Genomic DNA, 21,836 nt, shown 5'->3' on the forward strand with positions numbered 1-21,836 from the left:
GGCAGCCGTTCCGTGGTGGTGAGGTTTTAGTGGGCGATTTCATCTCAAAGCTGAAAAGCTTGTCGGATAAGAATGGTAACGCTCAAGCGCCAGAAAATGGCGGTTCAAAAAACGTGCCGCCAGCCTCCAACGATGCACAGGATCGGGATGCACAGGAGCATGAGCTTGAATCGGCTCCCCCTTCTGGAAACCAGTCTCCTTTACAAAAACTTTCATCGGCGCTCAAACTGCCATTAATTGTTGAAAAGGCAACGGCGGTTACTAAGCTGTCCTACAAAGATCGGTCGATTTATCGCTATAAGCGCCTTTGGTTCGGTCTTTTGGGGTTGGCGGCGGGTGGCGGTTTAGCTTGGGGCTACTGGTCTTTAGACCGCACTTTACCCAGCACGGCAGATATTCCAAAGTTTGTGCGGCGCGGCACGTTGACGATCAAAGCAGCAGACGGGACTATCTTGCAGCAGCAAGGACCTGCAACCCGCCAAAAGCTGACATATCATCAATTACCCGAAATTGTGATCCAGGCATTTGTTGCATCAGAGGATCGTCGTTTTTACCAGCACAGCGGTATTGATCTTCTATCTATTGGACGGGCGATCGCCAAAAATGTAGTGGCGCGAGACGTGGTAGAAGGGGCTAGCACCATTACTCAGCAGTTAGCCCGAATTGTTTACTTAAACCAAGAGCAGAGCTTCAAGCGCAAACTGCAAGAAGCCATGATGGCTCAAAAAATCAATCGAGAACTCTCAAAAGAGATGATCCTAGAGCGCTATTTAAACCTGGTGTATTTAGGCTCAGGTGCCTATGGCGTGGGTGATGCTGCCTGGGTCTTTTTTGGTAAGTCGGTCGATCAATTAACCTTAGCAGAAACCGCCACGATCGCCGGATTGCCCCCTGCGCCGAGTGCCTACTCGCCTTTGGTGAATCTGCAAGCTGCTCAAGAACGCCGCGACATTGTGCTGGAACGTATGGTGGAAGCAGGTTACATTACTGAAGCCGAAGCCAGTGCCGCCAAAGCAGAACAACTGACGATTAAGCCCAGTACGCCGAAAAAAATCTATAGTGATACGCCCTACTTCACAACCTATGTTCAGCAGCAATTGCCCAAGTATGTTTCTAAAGAAGTTTTAGAAGAAGGCGGCTTAACCGTAGACACCACCCTGAAACCACAGTGGCAAAAGAAAGCAGACAGCGTCATCTTAGGTGCAATCAAAAATATTGGACCTTATGAAGGTTTTGGACAAGCGGCAATGGTGGTGATTGACCCCAAGACGGGGGAAATTCGCGCGATGGTGGGCGGCGATGATTATAAAAAAAGTCAGTTTAATCGGGCAACTCAGGCGCAACGTCAACCTGGCTCTTCCTTCAAAACCATTGTTTATACGACAGCTTTAGCCGCAGGTTTTTCGCCTAATGATGGCTATTTGGATGCGACCTATATGGTGGATGGCTATAAGCCGAAAAACGCTAATCGTAAACATGCGGGTTGGATGTCAATGCGAGATGCGATCGCCCAATCCGTTAATGTCATTGCGGTAAAAGTGCTGATTGATGTGGGATTTGAACCCACAATCAAAATGGCAAAAGCCATGGGAATTAAATCTAAGCTGTTGCCTGCATACTCCTTGGCACTCGGATCTTCAGAAGTGAATTTGTTAGAAATAACCAACGCCTATGCAACCTTGGCAAACAAAGGGAAATTTATTGAAGCTCACGCCATTCGCCGGATCTTCGATCGCAAAGGTCGAGTTATTTATGATGCTAAGTTCAAGCCAAAACCAGTCGTTGATCCAGGCAGCGTTGCCATTATTACCTGGATGCTGCGAGGCGTGATTAGCAGTGGCACCGGGCAACCCGCCGCCTTAGATCGTCCCGTTGCCGGAAAAACCGGAACCTCTGAAAATGCTCGCGATCTCTGGTTTATTGGCTATATTCCCCAGTTGGTTGCAGGCGTATGGCTGGGCAACGACGATAACCAGCCGACAGGAAGTGCAAGCGCTACAGCCGCAGAACTTTGGCATAACTTTATGGTGTCTGCAACAAAAGGCATGAAAGTTGAGAAATTTCCAGAGATGCCCAACTTAGAAGGCAGAAAAGGCAGCATTAAAGCGAAGCCAGTTCGCCCCAATTCAGCAAAATCAGGGTTTTATGATCCAGAGGATGGCTCCGGGAGTTCCTCTGGCTACGATGGCTCCAGTCCTAGTAACTCCAATGGTTCTAGTGGCTCTAGCGGTTCATCAGAGTCTTATGGTTCAGGTTCTTCAAGCAGCGGCGAGTCTGAGCCATCCCGTTCTTATGAATCGGCTCCTGCTGAGCCAAGCTATCAGGCTCCTGCTGTCCCTGCCCCCGATCCTCCTGTGACTGAGGCTCCAGCACCGCCACCCGCAGTAGACCCTGCGCCAGTGCCAGCAGAGCCGCCGCCGCCACCAGTCAGCGAACCAGTTGCACCGCCTGCTAACTAGTCTTGCTACTTCTATTCTTGCTATTCTTGCTATTTCAAGTAGGCAATGGTTACGCCTGCTCCGCCATCTTCACGGCTAGCCAGTTCATAGCGATCGACGAGGGGATGCTGCTGTAAAAATGCCTGCACTCCCTGACGCAGTTTGCCAGTGCCGTGACCATGGATAATCCATAGCGCTGTTTGAGATCCAGAGATGGCTCTATCGATCGCGGGTTCAGCATCGGCAACCCGACTACCGCGAATATCCAGCGTGTTATGAGAGGTGCGAATTGCAGGGGCGGGTTGGGGGTTAGGGGTTGGGGGTTGGGGGTCGGGTTTATTTTTAGCGGCTGATTTCTCTGCTTGAATGGGTTTCTCGCCATCTAAAGATTCAATGTCAGCTAGAGCCACCGTCATCTTCATTAGCCCGAAACGAACCGTTAATTCACTGGCATCGTTTGGAGCCGTCAACACTTCAGCAGTTTGATCTAAGCGCGGAATCCGAATGCGATCTCCCACTTTTGGCTGAAACCCTGCTTTTGGCTGAGGTTTTACTTGGCGGGACGGTACATGTTGCTCACCCAATTGATTGAGTGAATCCGTTGCCTGCTGCGCCGCTTGCGCCGTTGGTCCTTTTTGCAGATGACGAATCACCTGGGCAACCTCATGTTTTGCTTCAGAGATCGCCGCCTGCACTGCCTGTTCTTGAGCAACTTGCAGCGATCGCTCCCGATCCTGTAGCGATGCCGCCTTCTGAGAGACTTCTTTGTATAGCCGTTCTGTCTGTTTCAATAACTCTTCAGCTTCATGGGATTTTGTTTCCTGCCGCCGCCGTTGAGCTTCTAAGCCTGCAATCACCTCATTAATTTCTTGAGAAGCTCCGCCCACATAAGTTTTTGCCTGCTCAATAATCTCGCTGTCCAATCCCAACCGTTGGGCGATCGTCAACGCATTCGATCGCCCCGGAATGCCCCAGAGCAGCCGATAGGTAGGCGACAAAGAGACATCATCAAACTCCACCGATGCGTTCTCAAACCGTGCATCCTGATATTTGAGCGCCTTCAACTCCCCAAAATGAGTTGTGGCAATTGTCAACGCTGCATGATCTGCCAAATATTTCAGTAGCGCGATCGCCAACGCGCTTCCCTCAGACGGATCGGTTCCAGCCCCCACTTCATCGAGTAAGACCAAAGAAAGTGGTGAGTGGCGAGTGGCGAGTGGCGAGTGAAGTTGTTGATCACACTCCTGTTCCCTATCCCCTATTCCCTGTTCCCTATTCCCTATTCCCTGCTCCCTGCTCCCTGCTCCCTGTTCTGCCAACGCTGCCAAAATGCGACTGATGCGCCGAATGTGACCTGAAAAAGTGGAGAGGCTTTGCTGCAAGGATTGTTCATCGCCGATATCTGCCAAAATTTGATCAAACCAGGGCAATTCCACCGGTTCACGGGCAGGCACAAATAGCCCAACTTTTGCCATCAGCATTGCCATGCCAATCGTTTTGAGGGTTACGGTTTTGCCACCAGTATTGGGTCCAGTAATCGCAATCACCCGCAAGTGGGGCTGCATGACCAGATCAATGGGCACGACGGGGTTGCCTTGCTCATGTTGCTGTTGCCAAATCAGTAAGGGATGGCGGAGACTCCGAAGCGTGATGGATTCGGATGGGGCAATAAATCGAGGTGGATTGGCACCCAGCCACAGGCTATACCGGGCACGAGCCGCCGCCAGATCAAGCGTCGTTGCGATCGCCAACAGCCTTTCCAAATCTGGCTTCACAGCCGCCACTTTTTCGGTCAGCGATCGCCGTATGGCTTCTTCCTCGGTTTCCTCTTGGCGCTGAAGCTGGCGCAATTGGTTATTTAGATTCACCGTTTGGTGCGGCTCAATATAAAGCGTTGCGCCACTGGTAGACGCATCATGCACAATCCCCGGAATAGCATCCTTTTGAGGGGCTTTCACGGGGATGACAAAACGTCCGGCACGTTGGGTGATTACCGATTCTTGAACCGCTCCGGCTTTCCGCTGCAAAATGCTGTGTAGCAGACTGTAAACGCGATCGCGCACCTGACGTAGCTGTTCGCGAATACCTGCCAGTTTTTGGCTTGCCCGATCCATCACCTCGCCATGATCATCAATGCAGTGATGGATGTCTTGCTCGATTTCAGGGTAGGTTCGCAGGTCTTGCACCAGTGCATTCAAAACCTCAAGTTCGGGATAATGATCAATCACCCGACGCAGGTTGCGCGCGCCCGCTAGAGTCGTGGCGATCGCCAGTAGTTCCTTACCCGCCAAACTTCCTTGCAGGGCTGCTCGTTCCAACGCATCCCCAATGTCTCCAATTCCATCAAAACTTAGCCCACTGGTGCGGCTTTCCAAGTCATAAACTTCTCGTGTTTGGGTCTGTAACGTGAGTGCTTCTTCTAATTGAGCCGGAATTTTTAACTGTCGTGCCGCGATCGCGCCCAGTTTTGTAGCAGCAAACGTTGAAAGGTGCTGGCAAAGCCGCGACCATTCTAACAACTCAAGCGTCTCTGTTTGAATCAATGTCCCAGATGTGGAGTTCTTTTCCATTGTAAAGCCGTAGCGGAAAGAGAGGGGCGGAATGCGTTGCTAGCAGTCAACTTTTGCAATCCTCGCCATTCCTACCCGTCTACTAGCGACAGGTTTAACCACTCTTGAATGTATTGCTGCACCTGTTGAGCAAATTCTGGGCGTTGGCTAAACTTTTCAGTCCGAACAGGCTTCCGTTCGCCATCTAACGCCCAACCGTAATCACTGCTAATGCGTAAGCTACCTTGCCAATCGGCGATCGTCACAATTAAGCCAGAATTTGGGCTATTATCGATGTCCTTCACCTTAAACACGTAGCTGTAGGTATTTTGGGTGGCAGCAGCGATCGTAGACGATTGTCCATATTGTTGTTTTAGACGACTACCAACGATTTCAGCTAAGCCCGGAGTAGGTAACTCTTCTAAGGTTCTGACTGCTAAAGTAAGGGCAAAATAAAACTGCTCAACCGGAACAAACTCAAACTGCATGGGTCTAGGCGTATTTTCAAGCGTATAGACTTAGTATCGGGTGAATTGTCACTTTGCGATCGCCCATTCCTCAATGCTTATCTTCTTTGCCTGTATAAACTGGCTTAAGCCACAACACGATAACTTGATCAGACAACTTGATCAGTAAAATATGCTCCTTCAAAAAGTTTTGTGATGGCGAATCCGTTTCGATGCCAGTATTCTTGGTATCAATATTTTTGGTGCCAGTGCCTTTGTGGAGCGATCGCTTTCATCTTGAGCAATAGCTTCGCTCAACAGGGTATTGCCCAGGGTAAGCCATTGCCCACCGCCCAACCTCACCCTCGAAAAACAGCACCCATTCGTCCACCTGCTGCCTGTCCAACGGAATTAGAACCGCTGACAAACGCACTCCTGCGCGACTTACCCAGCTACATCAACCGTCTCAGCCACCAGCGGAACAACCAGTTTCCCACCTACGCGATCGCCGTTACTCAGCCAAACATCGTCCCGTTACCCGTTGTGTCCAGTAGCGCGATCGATCCAAAACAGGGCGGCTTACATCAAGTATTCTTCACCGTCTTAGAACGGAGCTATGACACTAAAAAGCCTATTACATCCCAGTCCTATCACTGGCTGTTTCTCGCCCATACTGCAACATCAGGCTGGCAAGTCGCCATACTGTATTCCCGTAAAGGCTCCTATCCTACCCAAGAGCAATCTGTCAGCCCCATGCGAGACACCACCCAAGAGCTAACTGCACAGGTGATTCGACGATGGTTACGCGATTGTCAAGCTGGAGCCGTGCAGATTCCTAACTAATGGCTATTTTCTGCCCAATGGCTAAAGTAAAAAAGCGACTTAGACAGACCCATTCGTGCGATCGCCATCTATAGGAGCTTCAAACTTGTATCCAACCCCCCGAACGGTTTGAATGAGTGCCGGTTGACTCGTATCAATTTCAATTTTCTTACGAATCTGCCCAATATGGACATCAACCACCCGCTGATCGCCCACATACTCATAATCCCAAACCTCCTGAATCAGTTCAGCCCGTCGCCATACACGTCCCGGATTTTTTGCCAGAAAATAAAGCAGATCAAACTCCAACGCCGTAAGGGGCACAAACTCTCCAGCCAATTTCACTTCACGCCGCACTGGATCAATCACCAGCTTTTCAAAGGTGAGTAATTGCTGCTCGCCTGTAGTAACCGTGCGTTGTCGTCTTAAAATTGCTCCCACCCGAACGCCTAGTTCACCTAAGCTAAACGGTTTAGTGATGTAATCATCAGCACCTTGATCAAACCCTCGAATGACATCCCCTTCATCCGTTCGACTGGTTAACAACAGTACAAACACGCTGGTTCGCCCTTGCATTTCCTTGCAAAGCGCATAACCGTTTGCATCTGGCAAGTTGATATCTAAAATCACCAGATCTGGATTGAACTGTTCAAACGCAATCATTGCGCTCTTACCGTCTTCGGCAGACTCCATTTGGTAGTCCTGCTTTGTCAAAAAGCGGTGAATCAAATTCCGAATTGCAGGATCATCATCAACTACGAGGATTTTGGCAGGGGCCATATTCATAACCTTGCGTTCGTAAAGACGGGTAAAATAAATTTCAACTTTTGAGGCTGGCGCTAAGGGCAACAGCGCTAGTCTAAGAACTGAATTAAACCAATTGCACTGAAATCATCAGTTTGTAACCAACATTTTAGACAATTGTTGAGCGCTAACCAGTGAACAAAAAAGCGTTTTGGCATTAAGCAACTATTTCTTTAGGTTCAATCCAACACACCGCTGATTTGGATAGGATTTTGGATGAGATTGTTTATTAGAAGCTATTTACTCCAGAATCAGTATGCCCCACCTTTACATAAGGTGCCCAACAATTCTTCTTTTTCCGGAAAATCTGACCACTTTACCCAAATTACTGTTTCAATAAATTATTTACCAATAATGCAGATTTGTAACTATCCTCGTTTTTCGGATAGGCTCTAAGGTAGCCGGAGAAGGATGTGGAGTAATGGTATGACTGAGCAAAACCCGTACGAACAGCTTAGGGTTACGGAAGGCTCTAGCTTTGAAGACATTCAGGCTGCCAAAAGCCGTTTGCGTGCCGAATATGAGGGGAATGAAGAGCAACTTCGGAAAATTGACATCGCTTATGATGCGGTGCTGATGGATCGCCTGCGTTTGCGACAGGAGGGAAAAATCAAGGTGCCCGATCGCATCCGTTTTCCTGAAAAATTGGCTGAGCCGCCTTTTACGCCAAAAGTTGATTTGCCTAAAAATTCGCCAGCATGGATGCAGCGCCTAGTTGACACTCCTTCACGGGCAGATATTTTACGCCCTTTAGGAGTTACGGTTGGGCTAAGTGCGTTAGTGATCTTTGCACCAACCGCCGTTCAAATTGCGCTAATTGGTGGAGTTGGCTCTACCTTTTATTTTCTCTATCGCAAAGAGCGTAAGTTAGGGCGCGCTGTTTTGCTGACTTTTGTTGGGTTACTGCTTGGCTTACTGTTAGGCAGTTTTACTTATGGTTTTGTCGCTGGATTGTTTGTCAATCTACCCATTGGAATTGCGATCGATACCTTTGCAAGTGTGCTGACATTTTTAGGGTTTTGGCTGATTAGCAGTTTCTTGCGCTAAAGTTTCCTGCACTAAGAGGGGCAGATTGCCACGCTTGATTTGCTCTCGTTCAATTGCCTCAAACAATGCCTGAAAGTTGCCTTCTCCAAACCCTTGGGCACGTTGGCTTTGCCCAGAAATTAGGCAAGGTTGTCGCTCGATCAGTTCAAAGAAAAAAGTGGGCTGAGCGAAAATTGGTTGAGTAAAAATTTGCAAAAGGGCGGCTGTTTCTTTAGAGTTGGGCTGCCAATCTACTAAAATTTGCTGGCTGGCAAGCCGATTTAAAGTGGCTTCTGACAAGGGACATTCAGACTGCGCTTGAAGTTGAGTGTAGTAGGTAGGGGGAATTGAAATTAAAGGTAAGCCTGCCTGTCGGAGATGGGCGATCGCATGAATTAAGTCCACCGTTTCAAGGGCAATATGTTGAATGCCAGAGCCGCGATTAATTGTTAAAAACTCCTGAATTTGCGAATTAACAGAAGAGGGTTCGTTAATTGGAATCTGCACATTGCCCAAGGGATGGCGCATCACTTGACTACACAATCCTGAATATTCCGTTTGAATCGCAAATTTTTGATTAGGCTGCAATCCTAATACTTTTTCGTACCACTGAACCGCAGCATCTAGTTCACCTTTGGCAACATTGAGGACGATATGATCAATTCCCAAAAATTGAATTGGGTCGGTTGTATTTTTGATACCCGATGGTTCGTTCGCATCAATTTGAATTGTGTGCAGGTTGGCTGAACTGGTGCATTGTGGCAATAAAGACGTGATTCCCCGGCGTTTGATAAAAGTATGGGTGAGGTTGCCCCACGCTGGAATTTCTGCCCACTTGAGAATACCTGCGGCTTGTTGCTCGGTATGAATCGGCTGAAGGAGGGGAACCCCTTGGCTCACGGCTTGGGCGATCGCAGTTTCAATCACTGGCACGCAAAAGGCAATATTGGAGACACCGGGGGGATGCTGTTGTAAGAAACGAGCAGCCGCACTATCGCGAGTTAAAGGGGAACATATTACAAAATAAATGGAGCCAGAATTTAATACTTCGATCGCGGTTTCTTGCCAAATTCCACTTGCGATCGCCCGAAATTTTAAGTAGTTAACAAACCAATCTGATAACGCCTTAGAATCTTCTACACAAAAACACACATGGTCAACATTCATAACATTCCCGTAACTGGGCAATCAGCCTTTCCAACTGTTCATTTTGCCTTTATATCAGACTTTTTGGGTGTCTCTGCGGACTTAATTTAGGCGGATTTCGAGTTTCAGGTTTCAGGTTTCGGGTACAGAGCGTCGAATGGCGAATGGCGGATGGCGAATGGCGGATGGCGAACAGTATAGGCTTGATAGCGTTTCCCCTTCGCTTTGAATGCTTTATAACTCGCTATTCGTAACTCGCCATTCATAACTCGCCATTCATAACTCGCCATTCATAACTCGCCATTCATAACTCGCCATTCATAACTCGCCATTCGTAATTTCTTCCTGCCTCTGCCTCCTTACTGACTAATCCGGCTCATGTAAGTGCCCCAGAGTTGGGCAGCTTGGGCGCTGCTCCCATTGGTAGGGGTGTTGTCGTCATTGCCGAGCCACACGCCTGTGACTAAGCCTTGGGTGGGCAGAAAGCCGATAAACCACAAATCCACATTGTCGTTGGTGGTGCCTGTTTTTCCGGCGGCTCCCAGCCCAATCGCGGCGTTTCTGCCAGTGCCACTTTGTACCGCGCCTTGCAACAAAGTTGTCATCGTGTCAGCTACTTCGGGCTGAATCACAGGCTGATTTTGCTCCGAATCTTGGTTAAAGGCATAAATCACCCGACAGGTTTTAAGATTTTTGCGATTAGGACAGTCTCCAGCATCCAAAACCCGGCGAATCGTGCGGGGGTAGTTGCGAATACCGCGATCGGCGAAGACACTAAACGCTCCAGTCATCTCAATTACGCTGACTTCACTTTGCCCTAGCACTAAGCCCGGAACTGCCTTCAAATTGGATTGAATGCCCATCCGCTTGGCAGTTTGCACGACTCGATTTAACCCGGTTTCTTGGGCAACTCGGAGGGCGATCGCATTTTCCGATTGGGCAACCCCGCTATACATATCCATACTGCCGCCCCCGGAGCGACAGCCATCAAAATATTGCCCTTCCCAATTCAGCGGCGCACAGGAAAAAGCCGCTCCTGGAGATATACCTTGCTGGAGTGCTGCTGTATAAGCAAATACTTTAAAGGTAGAACCAGGCTGACGGAGTGCTTGGGTAGCGCGATTGAACTGGCTTTTTTTATAATCCACGCCACCTACTAACGCTAGCACTTCCCCCGTCTTAGCATCCAGCGTCACAATTGCTCCCTGGGAAAACCCAGAATTGGCTCCCGTGGAATTTACCGTATTACGTAACGCTGCTTCTGCCTGCTCCTGGATCTCAAAATCCATCCCTGTTTCAACAATAAAATTTCCCTCCTTGGCAACTTCCACCCCCAATAGTTTTTCCAAATCGGCATAGACCTGATCGTGGTAGTAAGGCGCACGGATACTGTCCAGTTCTTCTTTCGCTTTTGGGTTGACTTCAATGCGCGATCGCCTTGCCCGTTGCGCTTCCTCGCTGCTGACCATGCCCAATTCTTGCATTCGTTGCAGCACCCCATTTCGCTGGGCGATCGCCTTTTCGTAATCTCGCACGGGGTTGTAGCGATTGGGTGCAGGCAAAATGCCCACCAGCATCGCCGCTTCTGAAAGGGTCACATCTTTAGCCGATTTACCCAGATAGAACTGTGCCGCATCCTCAAATCCGTAGGCTCCACTGCCCATATACACCCGGTTTAAGTAAGTCAGCAACAAAAAATCTTTGTTATAAAAAGTTTCTAGCTTGAGAGCGACAGCCGCTTCTCGCAACTTCCGTGCAGCCGTATCATCCGTGCCCACATAGCCCCGGAAAATGCTGCGAGCTAACTGCTGCGTGAGGGTGCTGGCTCCTTCTCGAATGGTGCCACCGCGCAGATTTGCCACCAATGCGCGCACTACCCCAACTGGATCAACGCCCATATGCCAATAAAACCGCGAATCCTCTGACGCAATGATCGCTTTAGACAAGTAAGGCGAAAATTCGTTTAACCCTTTCATTTCGCCATGAGTGCGGGTGATCGGCGAACTTAGCGGTGTTTCGCCATCACGGGCGTAGATCATGACTGGACCTTGCACTGAGTTGGGCAACGGCGTAACGTCAAATTTTTGCCATTCGATTAAAACGGCGACAACAGCTACGGCAGAGAATCCCCCCAAAGCATAAACCCCGTAGCGAAAGCCTTTGACAAACCACGGCGGCGGGTCGTTAAATTTTATGCGGACTCCATCCGCCAGTTCCGCTGGTCCTAACGTGTAGGTATCGCCATGACGCAACACCATCGATCGCACTCTTCGTTTACCGCGAAAAATGCCGTTGGTGGAGTTTTCATCCTGCATGACGAAGGGCGATCGCCAAAAATAGCCCAAAAATCCCGGCGGTGGCTTTTCTCGATTCAGGGACAGGTGAACCTGACTGACGACCGGGTTCCGAATGACAATATCGCAGAATTTGGAACTGCGCCCTAACAGATGGCGATCGCCCAGCAGCGGAAATACTTCAGCATTAACTGCATCCGCTTCCTGAATCCAAAGCTCCGGCACTCTTGCATTCGGGCTGAGTTTTAGTTTAGTGAAAAGTACCTGAGTTCGAGCTTGTACCGCTTGCGTCAGGTTTCCCAGAAAGGTTTTGGGTGGGCGAGTGGGCGGAGTTGAAGACATGGAAGTGGGGATAAAGGGAAATGACGAATAACGAGTGACGTTCGCGTAGCATCTCCTACGGAGATGTGGCGACGGTGAAGGAAAGGTGTTGCGATCGCACGAGTATTTTATAAGGAAGAATCAATTCTATAGGCACAGATTTCGGTAATTTTCTGATTTATTTTAACGGCTGCACCACAAGGCGCGATGCCTGTGACTGGTGTTTAACCGAGCGAATCAAGACATTCATGGCAATGCGGTGGCGATTACTTTCCAACGGCTCTCCATCATCAAAAATCAAGTCTGTAGGCGGCGCTAGAGGTGCCCAATCCTCACCATCTGCTGCCATCTCTACTGATTGAGACACTGCCTGTAGCTCGGTGGAATCCATTCTGCCTCCCCAAGAATGTTAGGTCCTCTCGTATAACTATAGTTAAGCTTCGCCAAACCTGGGGGAGGCGTCAGTCCTAATCATAGGGAACATTTGAGCGAATGAACCTCTGCAAATATGCAAATAAGTGTGATCAGTTGATATACATCTGAATAGAACTCGTAGGATTTAAATTTCAATAGGGAACAACCATGGTCACTAGCTCACTAAAAGATTCAAGTTTAACGACCAAATTATTAGCAGGAATTATTTTAATTTTGGTTCTAGCGGTCTTGTGGCTATTTTCCCAGTTGGTTCGTGGAGTGCCTCTAGCGGCTGACACCAGTTCGCTGATTGTTCGTCAGGTCAAAGATGTGAGTGAATTGACTACGGCGCTATTTGAAATGGATGCGGTAGTCCCAGTGAGTGATAAAGGCTTTTTGGGTGAGAGCAAACTGCTTTACATTGCCCATGGAAATGTGCGGGTTGGCATCGATTTGAGTGAGTTTCACGCAGACGATGTGCAGGTTGAAGGTAAAAAAATTGTCGTGACTTTACCTCCGCTTAAAATTCTGGGTAGCACTCTTGATTTAGATCATTCCAGCGTCTATTCATACGACGGAAGTTTTCTGAGCAGGCAGGGCAATGAAGCCGTCAAGCTACAATCTCAGGCTCAACGAGAAGCGCTCAAAAAAGTTGAAGCCGCCGCGTGTCGAAACTGGTTAATGCAGACTGCGGGCGATCGCGTTCAAAAAACAGTTGAACAGATGCTCAGCCAAGTTCTCATGGATAGAGGCTACACAGAAATTATTGTGAAGGCTCAGTTGCCATCCGAAGGCAATTGTTCAAGTCATCCTGCCAATAGCACCATTTCCACAGACGGTTGAAAGGTTCACAATTTACTCTTGATCCCGATTGGATAGGGGATTGATCAAGTCGCTTAAGCCTTCGCCCAAGAGAGATAGCCCGATGACCATGAGCGTCATGGCTAAACCGGGAAACAGCGTTGTCCACCAAATGCCACCCGTGGACAGTCCATCTAACGCCTGCTTTAGGTCATAGCCCCACTCTGGCGTTTCTTCTGGCAACCCCAAACCGAGGAAGCCTAAGCCGCCTAAGATTAAGATGGCATCTGCCGCGTTGAGCGTAAACAGCACTGGAACACTTTGGACGACATTAAGAAATAGGTAGCGAGTCAAGATGTGCCCCGTGGACGCGCCCATTGCCTGCGCTGCTTCTATAAACAGTTCGTTTTTGACGGCAACCGTTTGATTGCGAACCAGCCGATAGTACTGGGGAATGTAGGCGATACTGAGGGCGATCGCGGCATTCAACACCCCGCGCCCCACCACAAACGCCAGCGTCACCGACAGTAGCAATCCGGGCAGCGTGTAGATTGTGTCCATGAGAAACAGCAGCAGCCGATCTAGGTTGCCGCCCAAGTAGCCGCTGACCATCCCTAGGGGAATGCCAATTACTAATCCCAGCAGCGTTGCCAAAATCAACACTTGCCATGCTGCCTGAGTGCCAAACACGGTTCGCGAAAAAACGTCGTAGCCAAGTTGCGTGGTGCCAAACCAATGCTGCCAAGATGGCGCTTGCTGGGGCGCATTATCTAAAAACTCGGTGGGATCTTGTAGCCAGCCAATCCCTTGCAGCAGTGGAGCCAGCAGTGCCAGCGCCAGAAAAAACAAGGTCATTAGCAAGCCAATCTGAGTCAGCCGCAACGATAGACTTGCTGGATTGACTGGTTTGAAGAAACGAGCGATCGCTGAATTCAGAGCCATGAAAAACTGAAAATAAGAAGGAATGAAGGTAAACCGTCGCTTAAAGTGCTGAAGCCAGAAAACACCGTCAAGCCAAGCTTATACCAAGTCGTTTTCTAAAGCGTAATTATCAAGAGTTGGAAGGACTCAGCCTTATCTGAGCAAGAGGTCTAGTCACTCAATTAGGTTAGTTTATTCTTTCGATCCAGGAAATTGTCCACTTCGCTACACTAGGGTACTTGTATTTTTATTTTTCCTAGTTGAAGCCTCCGCGATCGCAAGCTCTATTTTTATACCCTTGTTTTGTAAATGACACCCTTGATACCTGTGGCGGGTTTTCACCCAGAAGATTGGATGGAATTCACCTTGAGATTGACGATCTCACTGGTGTCAGGGGGCGCGATCGGCTGGGAGCGACAAAGCTCTGGAAAAGCCGCAGGACTAAGAACTCATGCTTTAGTTAGCTTAGGAACGGCTCTCTTTATCATGGTGCCACTCTCACTTTCATCCTCAGCAACCCCCGATAGCATCAGTCGGGCAATTCAAGGGATTGCTACAGGCATTGGCTTTTTAGGGGCTGGCGAAATTGTGCAGCAGCATCGCGACTCTGGAAAGCCCCACGTCTATGGATTGACCTCAGCCGCTTCCATTTGGGTAACGGCAGCATTGGGAGCTTTAGCCGCGTGTGGGTTGTGGCAGATTTGCTTAATCGGAACGAGTATGACCTTAGCGGTGTTGCTTGGAGAAAAGCGAGGAGAGGGTGGGTTAACGCTGCGTCAAAGAATAAAGAAGAGTAAAGAGTAACTAATGGGTTTGGCATAAGGTGGAACGTTTATTAGCAAAGCATCGAATCGATTGGGGATGGGCGATCGCGCTTTGGCTGGCAGCCGTACTGCTCTTTATGGTGGGCTTGGGTGGTGTGCCGTTGCGCGACTGGGATGAGGGCATTGTGGCGCAGGTGGCAAAAGATATCTGGTGGGCGCAAACAAACCCCACCGAGGCAACATCTTTCACTTGGCTTTATCCCACCCTTGGCAATCTGCCTTACCAAAACAAACCGACCTTGATCCATTGGTTGATTGCTCAGTGCTATGCGATCTCGGGGGTGAATGAGTGGACGGCGCGGTTTCCAGGTGCCTTCCTTACCTCTTTCTCTATTCCACTCTTGTATTTCATTGGACGAGAACTCTTCCCAAAGCGCACTCCAGCGATTTTCTCGGCGCTGATTTTGCTGGTGCTGCTCCCGTTTGTGCGCCATGGACGGCTTGCCATGCTGGATGGAGCGCTCGTTAGCTTTTCCCTGGTTATGTTTTATTCGCTGCTGCGGATGCGGCGCGATTTGCGCTGGGGGTTGGGAGTAGGCGCTGGGATTGGGCTGATGTGCCTAACCAAAGGTCTGATTGGTGTGTTGATGGGCGCGATCGCCTTACTCTTCATCCTGTGGGATACCCCTCGCCTGCTCACCTCTGGCTATTTGTGGGGCGGTCTTGCATTGGGCATTGCGCCTTTCATCCTCTGGTATTGGGCACAGGTGCAGCGGTATGGAACAGTCTTTTTAGATACGCATTTGGTCAATCAATCCCTTAGCCGTGCCTGGAATGCAGTCGAAAATAACAGCGGTCCTCCCTGGTATTACCTTCTAGAACTGTTGAAATACACGCTACCTTGGTTGATTTTTTTGCCTCAAGGCTTTCGATTAGCCTGGGAACATCGCGGGTTAGGTTGGGCAAAGCTGGTGTTGGCGTGGGCAGGTGGCTATCTGCTGACAATCTCGCTGATGCAAACCAAGTTACCTTGGTATATTTTGCCGCTATATCCGGCTGTGGCGTTGGTTGGCGGTGTTGTGCTTGCCACCATTTGGGAACCAGCAGATGTGTTTGGCTTTCGGTGGTTGACCAATCGCCCCTATCCTAAAGTTTGGAAAATCCTGCTGGGCATTTTGGCGATCGCGGCAGCCGGATTCAGCATTTACTTTAGCCCCATTGGATTAGATCCCACTCCCACTCTCACCATTCTTAGCATGATGCTAACCATTACACTCACTTCTGCGACCGTGCTGGCAATGCGTCAAGATTCCCAATTTGTCTTAGTGCTGATTTGGGGGAGCTATATTTCCCTGTTGATGCTGATGGTGTCGCCCTATTGGGTCTGGGAACTCCAAGAGCAATATCCGGTGAAACCCGTAGCTGCAATGCTGAAACAGCATACTCCCGCAGGTGAATCCATCCTCACCTCCCATCCTTATGGTCGTCCTTCGCTCAACTTCTATAGCGATCGCTGGGTCAGTCCCATTGCTCCAGACGCGATCGCCCAACGCTGGCAGCAAGATCCACCACCCTATTTGCTAACTGATCAACCCACTTTGGACAAGTTGAACCTAAAATCGCTTCAACAAATTGCCGCGATCGACTACTGGATTTTAGTTAAACGCAGGGGGAAGAGTTGAGTTTTGAGTTTTGAGTTTTGAGTTTTGAGTTTTGAGTTTTGAGTTTTGAGTTTTGAGTTTTTAATTCGCCACTCGTCATTTTCCTTTGAAGTTATAGCCTTTAATCAGGTAGTAGGTTTTGAGCGATCGCCCAAATCGAGTAATGGGAATGGCGATCGGCTCTGACGTGTGTTCAAACTGCGCCAATAGTTTTGAGTTAGCAGGATGCCAATCATCCGTTAGAATCACTGCATTCTTGCCGATAAGTGAGTCTGGCTTGTACCAAATGTCGAATTGATCACGGCGATCGGAAATCGCGATTACCGTTGGATCGTTTAACTCGTAGGCTAATGCGGATGCTGACCGATAATCAGTGGTGACTAAAAAGGATTCTCCGAGTTGTCGCTGCTGACTTTGTACAGCTTTACCGACTGCATCCCAGCCAAATAGCATTTGCGAATCAGGATCGCCGCTTGGGTCTGCAAAGGCGGATAGGGGAATCACGCTGTAGTGAACCACAAGTAGGGTGGCGAAGAGTAAGCCGTAAAATTGTCCAAGGGTAAATAGTTTAGGCAATGGAGGAAAAGAGTTTTGAGTTTTGAGTTTTGAGTTTTGAGTTTGGGATGTGTGGTGTTTTAGAAAAATGGGGGGTAGGAGGGGAAACAGCAGCAGATAGGCGGTGATGTTCCAGTAGTAAAGGGCGGTGGAAAAAAGGGCGATCGCGGTTAAAGAAACAGTCGAAATCCCAAAGATCCATAGGGCAACGGTACGGTAAATTGTGTCCGGGCGGATCTGCGGGCTTGGCTGACCAATGGCTTTCACCATTGCCCAAGCATTAATTGGGGAAACCATCAGAATTGAGAACAACAGAAATCTTAAGGTTTCAGCCCATTTCAGATAAAAAATGCCTGAATCTACACTGCGATCAACGTAGTAGCGAAAAGACTGAAAATCATTGCTGAAATTCCATAGCACAATCGGCAAAAGAACGCTGAGAGTAATCAGAATGGCGACATAAAAACGGCGATCGCGCAACAGCGATCGTAAGGTTGGCAGTGACAGAATGGTTGCAATAAATCCAGCACCTACAAACACCGCATTATACTTGCATAAAAACGCTAAGCCTAGCAAAAAAGCTGAGCTATAAAGCAGTAAAGTATCTCCCTTTTTAGTAACAAGATAGCTATCTAAAAATCGAATAAAAAGATAAGCAGAAATTAAGCAAAATGTGATTAACCAATGATCTTGCCAAGCTAGACTAAAGAATAAAAAATATAGTGGCGATGCAAAAATTAAAGCTGTTATCAACCAAAAATAATCATTTGCCCACTTGCCATAGAGATACTTTGAAATTTGATAATAATAATAAAAAAAAGCAATATTGCTGAGTAAATTAGGTAATCGTAAAACAAAAAAAGAGCGATCTGAAAGAGACGTAAAGATGCCCTGAATCCAAGCATGAAAGGGCGGATGATCATAATAAGACAGGGCTGGATGCTTTCCCCACAGCCAGTAGTAGGCTTCATCTGGGTTAGGAAAGGTCGCAAGCCAAAAAATGATACGTAACGTGAGGAAGGCAATAAGAAAAGGGAAAACTCGCTTGAGCATGGGGCAGGAAGGGAATAGGGAATAGGATTTCGATCTCTTGCTCCGTAGTCCAAGGTTTCAGTCAAAACTGCTTGATTGGTTTCTGGAACTGTAACAGAACCTTGCCATCAGGTTGAATATGGCAGGCTAGATGAGTAAAAAGTGAAAGATAGGCTGTGAAGTGAGGATCAAAGTATGGGGTTACGAATGAACCATAATCTAGGCGCGGTGGTAGTTGGCAGTTTGCTAATGGTGGGCTTAGTGAGTTTGGTGAAAGTGATGCCGTTGCAGATAGTCTCAGCGATCGCGGCACCGATCGCGCCCCAACCTCAGTCCATCCAACCCAAATCACCCATGGTTTCACAAAATATGACTGTCAGTCCCAAGTTTAGCAATGCCAACACTCGCTTTGGCTTCAAGCTGTTTTCTGCTGTGGCAAAGCAAGATACTGGCAAGAATGTATTCATTTCACCATCAAGTGTGGCGATCGCGTTGGCAATGGCATACAACGGCGCGAATGGGGAAACTCAGAACGCTATGGCGCGAGCAATGGAACTCCAAGGCATGAGCTTACAGGAGCTAAATCAAGCAAATGCCACCTTAAAAACGCTGCTGGAAAACCCTGATCCTGCTGTGCAATTGGCGATCGCCAACTCCCTTTGGACGCGGCAAGGCATTTCTTTTAAGCCAGAATTCCTTCAGCGAAATCGCCAGTTTTATCAGGCAAAGGTGAGCGAACTGGATTTTGGCAATCCGCGATCGGTGGCAACCATCAACACCTGGGTCAGCCAAAATACGCGCGGTAAAATCGATAGCATTATTGACAGCATTGATCCAAACGATGTCATGTTTTTGATCAACGCTATCTATTTCAAAGGCAACTGGTCACGCAAATTTGATCCGCAGAACACCGCCCTCCAACCGTTTCATCTGCTTAACAATCAGCCCAAAAACCATCCCATGATGGCTCAGAACGGGGAATATCGCTATTATGAAACCAGCCAGTTTCAAGCAGTGAGGCTGCCCTATGGCACGAAGCAGCGGGTTAGTTTTTATGTGTTCTTGCCTCAATCTTCCTCTAGCCTTACCGAGTTTCAAAAGAATTTAACGGCTGAAAACTGGGAGCAATGGATGGCTAAGTTCCGCCAGCGCCAAGGCTCAATTCAGATACCGCGTTTCAAGCTAGAGTATGATGTGCAGTTGAAAAATGTCCTTTCTCAATTGGGCATGGCAGAAGCGTTTAGCAGTCGCGCTAACTTTTCGGGATTAAGTTCAGTGCCGACTAAAATTGATCAAGTGAAACATAAAACTTTTGTGGAAGTAAACGAGGAGGGCACCGAAGCCGCTGCCGTAACTTCCATTGGCATTCGGGCAACCTCTGCAAGACCGATGGAGGAGCCTTTTCGGATGGTGGTCGATCGCCCTTTCTTTTGCGCTATTCAGGACGATCAAACTGGAACGATATTGTTTATGGGTGCCCTCTCAAATCCAAACATCTAACAGTAGTCTACTCGCCCTTGTTAATCCACATACTGGCGCAACACGCTATGCCATACCAAAAAACAATCAGGTCATGCTTCCTTGCTTCACACAAAAAGCGATCGCGGTGTTCAACGTCTACAGCGATCGCCTTTTTAAATTAATTTATTGCGCTTTTAATGCTTAAGCGCTAACAGCAGTCAGTTCAGCTTTTTTAGCCGATTGCTTGGCGAGATGTAAATAAAGTTGACTGAGTTGATTAGCCACGCCATCCCAGCTAAATTTCTCCTCTACATGAAGCCGCGCTTGTTGCCCTAGTTGAGATTGCCATGCAGGATTGGTGAGGATTTGATCAATTGCCTCTGCAAATGCCACATCATCCTTTGGCGGTGCCAATAGTCCGGTTTCTTGCGATCGCACTGTAAACTGCAATCCGCCCACATCGCTCGCCACCACCGGAATCCGACACGCCATCGCCTCGATCGCCACTAGACCAAACGGCTCATAGTGACTAGGAACCACACTCACATCTGCTGCGCCATAATAAATCGGCAAAATAGATGGATTGAGCCGACCCGGAAATTCTGTGACATCAGCCAGCCCCAACTCCGCCACAATGCCTTCAATCCGTTCTCGTTCATAGCCATCACTTTGCCCCGGACGACTGCCACCGCCAATAATCAATCGCAGCTTGCCACTATCGCGCAAACTAGAGCGCCCCATGGCTCGAACAAGGGTTTCAATCCCTTTACGCGGATCAAAGCGACCTACATAAAGCACCACTTTTTCATCAGGGGCAATGCCTAAAGTCTGTCGTCCCTCTTGACGTGAAATGGAACCAAAATGGCTAATATCAGTTCCACAAGGAATAACATCAATTTTGCCTTTGCTAGAAACGAGCGATCGCATATGCTCTTGCTCTTGTGGACTGGTTGCCACGACACGTTCTGCTGTTTCCAAAAGCAGTTTCTCTACCTCTAGTCGCGTGGTAGCCACCAGAGGAATGGTTGGGATAGATTGATATTTGACGGCGCCCAACGAATGGTAAGTATGAACTTGAGGAACTCCTAAAACCTTTTTCAGTTGCATTCCGACCCAAGAAGATAGCCAATAATTAGTGTGTAAAACACAATATTGCTTCCCAGACTGACGCTTAAACTTCAGAAATCCTTGTACAAAAGTTGGCAAATACTCAAACAATTCATCGCGTGGAATAAAGGTTTGTGGACCAGCTGTAATGCGAATGGTGCGACAGCGATCGCTATGGTGAACAATGGCAGCTTGGTTTGGATCAGCCCGCCGCGTAAACATATCAACCTGCCAACCTTGCCGCGATAAAGCCTCACCCACCTGACGGACATAGACATTTTGACCGCCCGCTTCTTCCTTACCAATCTCAGCGGAGGGGTCACCATGAACTGAGATTAGAGCAATGCATTTTTGGTTTTGGAAAAACATAGTTGTATCGATTTAGAGCAACACTGAATGGATTGAAAGTAGCTGTTTTTTCTACAAAGAGTAGTGATTCCTCTCACACCTGCCAATGTTTCTTGGGTTAGATCGAAGCTAGTTATGCTTCGTTTGTCGTTTAGAAAATCTGAATAAAGGCGTGTCCTTAACGATAAAGCTCATACTTGATTGACTCATCATCCTGGAGAAATAAACTGAAAAATTTTAAAAATATTTTATAGGAAACGACTTTTTAACAGGTCAAAGCATACAAATTTCACACAGGAAAAAGGAGCTAAAAATACCTATCTTGCTATAGCTTTGCCTTAGCTCAGAGACAAGAAATACCTGTTTTCATGAGGACGGATCGAGATACTTTAAAACTTCAAACAACCCTGTTTGGCTCTATTAAAGAGACGAATTAGGTAGAAGAATGACTGTAATTGCTTGGCGAACATTAGTATCTGAAGGTCGAGATTCTAGCTCGACATCAGCAATACGGTAGGAAATGTATGAACAGCAACAGCTTTAATAAAACAGAGGGGATGAGCTTAAGGAAACTAAATTACAATGCAAAAACTTTAACACAACTTATTGAAAAGAGAGAATGTTAAGAGGTGTATCAAGATTATTAAGCTGCTGTTTTTGATATAGCAAGTGTATCTTTTAGTTTTTTATTTAGAAAGTTATTGATTTTTTGATTTGTAAAAAAACCTTGATAAGAAAGGCGATCGCTCGTCTTGTCTCTATTTTTCTGCACGGGGTTTCACTGAGAAGAATTTGAGTTAGGTAAATAAAAGAACACCTAAAAAAGGATTTATATATAAATAAAAAGTATCTGTTTTTAAATAGAAATAGATATTTTTTATCTCATACCAAGTTGGCTGGTTCACTTATTTAGGGTTAGTTTCGTC

16 protein-coding genes are annotated in these 21,836 nt (G+C 47.9%); 7 read left to right on the plus strand and 9 right to left on the minus strand.

Features of this window, described 5'->3' with window-relative positions; translation table 11 throughout:
• Positions 1–29: 29 nt before the first annotated feature.
• Complete coding sequence (locus AB3R30_RS02020) at positions 30–2,459, plus strand: transglycosylase domain-containing protein (RefSeq protein WP_458647468.1); 2,430 nt, start codon at positions 30–32, stop codon at positions 2,457–2,459.
• A gap of 29 nt (positions 2,460–2,488) precedes the next feature.
• On the opposite strand, the gene AB3R30_RS02025 is transcribed toward AB3R30_RS02020, so the two are convergent.
• Together AB3R30_RS02025 and AB3R30_RS02030 are read right to left on the minus strand one after the other, a co-directional pair.
• Positions 2,489–4,981, minus strand: coding sequence for an endonuclease MutS2 (locus AB3R30_RS02025; RefSeq protein ID WP_458647596.1), 2,493 nt, complete (start codon positions 4,979–4,981; stop codon positions 2,489–2,491).
• 98 nt (positions 4,982–5,079) lie between these two features.
• Positions 5,080–5,475 (minus strand): hypothetical protein, encoded by a 396-nt coding sequence (locus AB3R30_RS02030; RefSeq protein ID WP_458647469.1) that lies wholly within the window; start codon positions 5,473–5,475, stop codon positions 5,080–5,082.
• A 174-nt stretch (positions 5,476–5,649) separates the two neighbouring features.
• On the opposite strand from AB3R30_RS02030, the gene AB3R30_RS02035 reads away from it, so the two are divergent.
• Positions 5,650–6,276 carry a hypothetical protein gene (locus AB3R30_RS02035; RefSeq protein ID WP_458647470.1) on the plus strand — a complete coding sequence of 209 codons (627 nt, stop codon included), beginning with the start codon at positions 5,650–5,652 and terminating at the stop codon, positions 6,274–6,276.
• A gap of 39 nt (positions 6,277–6,315) precedes the next feature.
• On the opposite strand, the gene AB3R30_RS02040 is transcribed toward AB3R30_RS02035, so the two are convergent.
• On the minus strand, positions 6,316–7,041 hold the full coding sequence (locus AB3R30_RS02040; RefSeq protein ID WP_458647471.1) for a response regulator transcription factor: 726 nt from the start codon (positions 7,039–7,041) through the stop codon (positions 6,316–6,318).
• A gap of 444 nt (positions 7,042–7,485) precedes the next feature.
• Between AB3R30_RS02040 and AB3R30_RS02045 the strand changes: the two genes are divergently transcribed.
• Positions 7,486–8,106 (plus strand): CPP1-like family protein, encoded by a 621-nt coding sequence (locus AB3R30_RS02045; RefSeq protein WP_458647472.1) that lies wholly within the window; start codon positions 7,486–7,488, stop codon positions 8,104–8,106.
• On the opposite strand, the gene hppD is transcribed toward AB3R30_RS02045, so the two are convergent.
• The 3 genes from hppD to AB3R30_RS02060 form a co-directional block, all read right to left on the minus strand.
• Positions 8,071–9,252: a 4-hydroxyphenylpyruvate dioxygenase gene (hppD, locus tag AB3R30_RS02050; RefSeq protein WP_458647473.1), complete on the minus strand. Its 1,182-nt coding sequence runs from the start codon at positions 9,250–9,252 to the stop codon at positions 8,071–8,073. The two genes, AB3R30_RS02045 and hppD, sit on opposite strands and share 36 nt — an antisense overlap.
• A gap of 338 nt (positions 9,253–9,590) precedes the next feature.
• Positions 9,591–11,867 carry a PBP1A family penicillin-binding protein gene (locus AB3R30_RS02055; RefSeq protein ID WP_458647474.1) on the minus strand — a complete coding sequence of 759 codons (2,277 nt, stop codon included), beginning with the start codon at positions 11,865–11,867 and terminating at the stop codon, positions 9,591–9,593.
• A gap of 157 nt (positions 11,868–12,024) precedes the next feature.
• Complete coding sequence (locus AB3R30_RS02060) at positions 12,025–12,237, minus strand: hypothetical protein (protein ID WP_458647475.1); 213 nt, start codon at positions 12,235–12,237, stop codon at positions 12,025–12,027.
• A 191-nt stretch (positions 12,238–12,428) separates the two neighbouring features.
• Here AB3R30_RS02060 and AB3R30_RS02065 point away from each other — a divergent pair, with 191 nt between their 5' ends.
• Positions 12,429–13,103: a DUF4230 domain-containing protein gene (locus AB3R30_RS02065; RefSeq protein WP_458647476.1), complete on the plus strand. Its 675-nt coding sequence runs from the start codon at positions 12,429–12,431 to the stop codon at positions 13,101–13,103.
• A 12-nt stretch (positions 13,104–13,115) separates the two neighbouring features.
• Here the strand turns inward: AB3R30_RS02065 and AB3R30_RS02070 are convergent, their stop codons facing one another.
• Positions 13,116–14,003 (minus strand): ABC transporter permease, encoded by an 888-nt coding sequence (locus tag AB3R30_RS02070; RefSeq protein ID WP_458647477.1) that lies wholly within the window; start codon positions 14,001–14,003, stop codon positions 13,116–13,118.
• Positions 14,004–14,291: 288 nt separating this feature from the next.
• On the opposite strand from AB3R30_RS02070, the gene AB3R30_RS02075 reads away from it, so the two are divergent.
• Both AB3R30_RS02075 and AB3R30_RS02080 read left to right on the plus strand, forming a co-directional pair.
• Positions 14,292–14,786: an MgtC/SapB family protein gene (locus tag AB3R30_RS02075; RefSeq protein WP_458647478.1), complete on the plus strand. Its 495-nt coding sequence runs from the start codon at positions 14,292–14,294 to the stop codon at positions 14,784–14,786.
• A 19-nt stretch (positions 14,787–14,805) separates the two neighbouring features.
• The gene (locus AB3R30_RS02080) at positions 14,806–16,428 is read left to right on the plus strand and encodes an ArnT family glycosyltransferase (protein ID WP_458647479.1); all 1,623 of its coding nucleotides are present in this window, start codon (positions 14,806–14,808) and stop codon (positions 16,426–16,428) included.
• Positions 16,429–16,503: 75 nt separating this feature from the next.
• Here AB3R30_RS02080 and AB3R30_RS02085 read toward each other — a convergent pair whose 3' ends face one another.
• Positions 16,504–18,015: an ArnT family glycosyltransferase gene (locus AB3R30_RS02085; RefSeq protein WP_458647480.1), complete on the minus strand. Its 1,512-nt coding sequence runs from the start codon at positions 18,013–18,015 to the stop codon at positions 16,504–16,506.
• A 186-nt stretch (positions 18,016–18,201) separates the two neighbouring features.
• On the opposite strand from AB3R30_RS02085, the gene AB3R30_RS02090 reads away from it, so the two are divergent.
• Entirely contained in the window at positions 18,202–19,494 is a 1,293-nt protein-coding gene (locus tag AB3R30_RS02090; RefSeq protein WP_458647481.1) for a serpin family protein, read from the plus strand.
• A 162-nt stretch (positions 19,495–19,656) separates the two neighbouring features.
• Here the strand turns inward: AB3R30_RS02090 and AB3R30_RS02095 are convergent, their stop codons facing one another.
• Positions 19,657–20,931, minus strand: coding sequence for a glycosyltransferase family 4 protein (locus AB3R30_RS02095; protein WP_458647482.1), 1,275 nt, complete (start codon positions 20,929–20,931; stop codon positions 19,657–19,659).
• Between the last annotated feature and the right edge of the window lie 905 nt (positions 20,932–21,836).

It is taken from the genome of Sivoneniella epilithica UHCC 1019 (genome assembly GCF_040830845.1).
GTDB lineage: Bacteria > Cyanobacteriota > Cyanobacteriia > Leptolyngbyales > Leptolyngbyaceae > ULC077BIN1.

Coding starts and splice junctions, on each gene's coding strand:
- AB3R30_RS02085 (WP_458647480.1), bottom strand. CDS start 18,015: ATGCTCAAGCGAGTTTTCCCTTTTCTTATTGCCTTCCTCACGTTACGT.
- AB3R30_RS02035 (WP_458647470.1), top strand. CDS start 5,650: ATGGCGAATCCGTTTCGATGCCAGTATTCTTGGTATCAATATTTTTGG.
- AB3R30_RS02030 (WP_458647469.1), bottom strand. CDS start 5,475: ATGCAGTTTGAGTTTGTTCCGGTTGAGCAGTTTTATTTTGCCCTTACT.
- AB3R30_RS02075 (WP_458647478.1), top strand. CDS start 14,292: ATGACACCCTTGATACCTGTGGCGGGTTTTCACCCAGAAGATTGGATG.
- AB3R30_RS02090 (WP_458647481.1), top strand. CDS start 18,202: ATGAACCATAATCTAGGCGCGGTGGTAGTTGGCAGTTTGCTAATGGTG.
- AB3R30_RS02095 (WP_458647482.1), bottom strand. CDS start 20,931: ATGTTTTTCCAAAACCAAAAATGCATTGCTCTAATCTCAGTTCATGGT.
- AB3R30_RS02040 (WP_458647471.1), bottom strand. CDS start 7,041: ATGAATATGGCCCCTGCCAAAATCCTCGTAGTTGATGATGATCCTGCA.
- AB3R30_RS02045 (WP_458647472.1), top strand. CDS start 7,486: ATGACTGAGCAAAACCCGTACGAACAGCTTAGGGTTACGGAAGGCTCT.
- hppD (WP_458647473.1), bottom strand. CDS start 9,252: ATGAATGTTGACCATGTGTGTTTTTGTGTAGAAGATTCTAAGGCGTTA.
- AB3R30_RS02070 (WP_458647477.1), bottom strand. CDS start 14,003: ATGGCTCTGAATTCAGCGATCGCTCGTTTCTTCAAACCAGTCAATCCA.
- AB3R30_RS02060 (WP_458647475.1), bottom strand. CDS start 12,237: ATGGATTCCACCGAGCTACAGGCAGTGTCTCAATCAGTAGAGATGGCA.
- AB3R30_RS02065 (WP_458647476.1), top strand. CDS start 12,429: ATGGTCACTAGCTCACTAAAAGATTCAAGTTTAACGACCAAATTATTA.
- AB3R30_RS02055 (WP_458647474.1), bottom strand. CDS start 11,867: ATGTCTTCAACTCCGCCCACTCGCCCACCCAAAACCTTTCTGGGAAAC.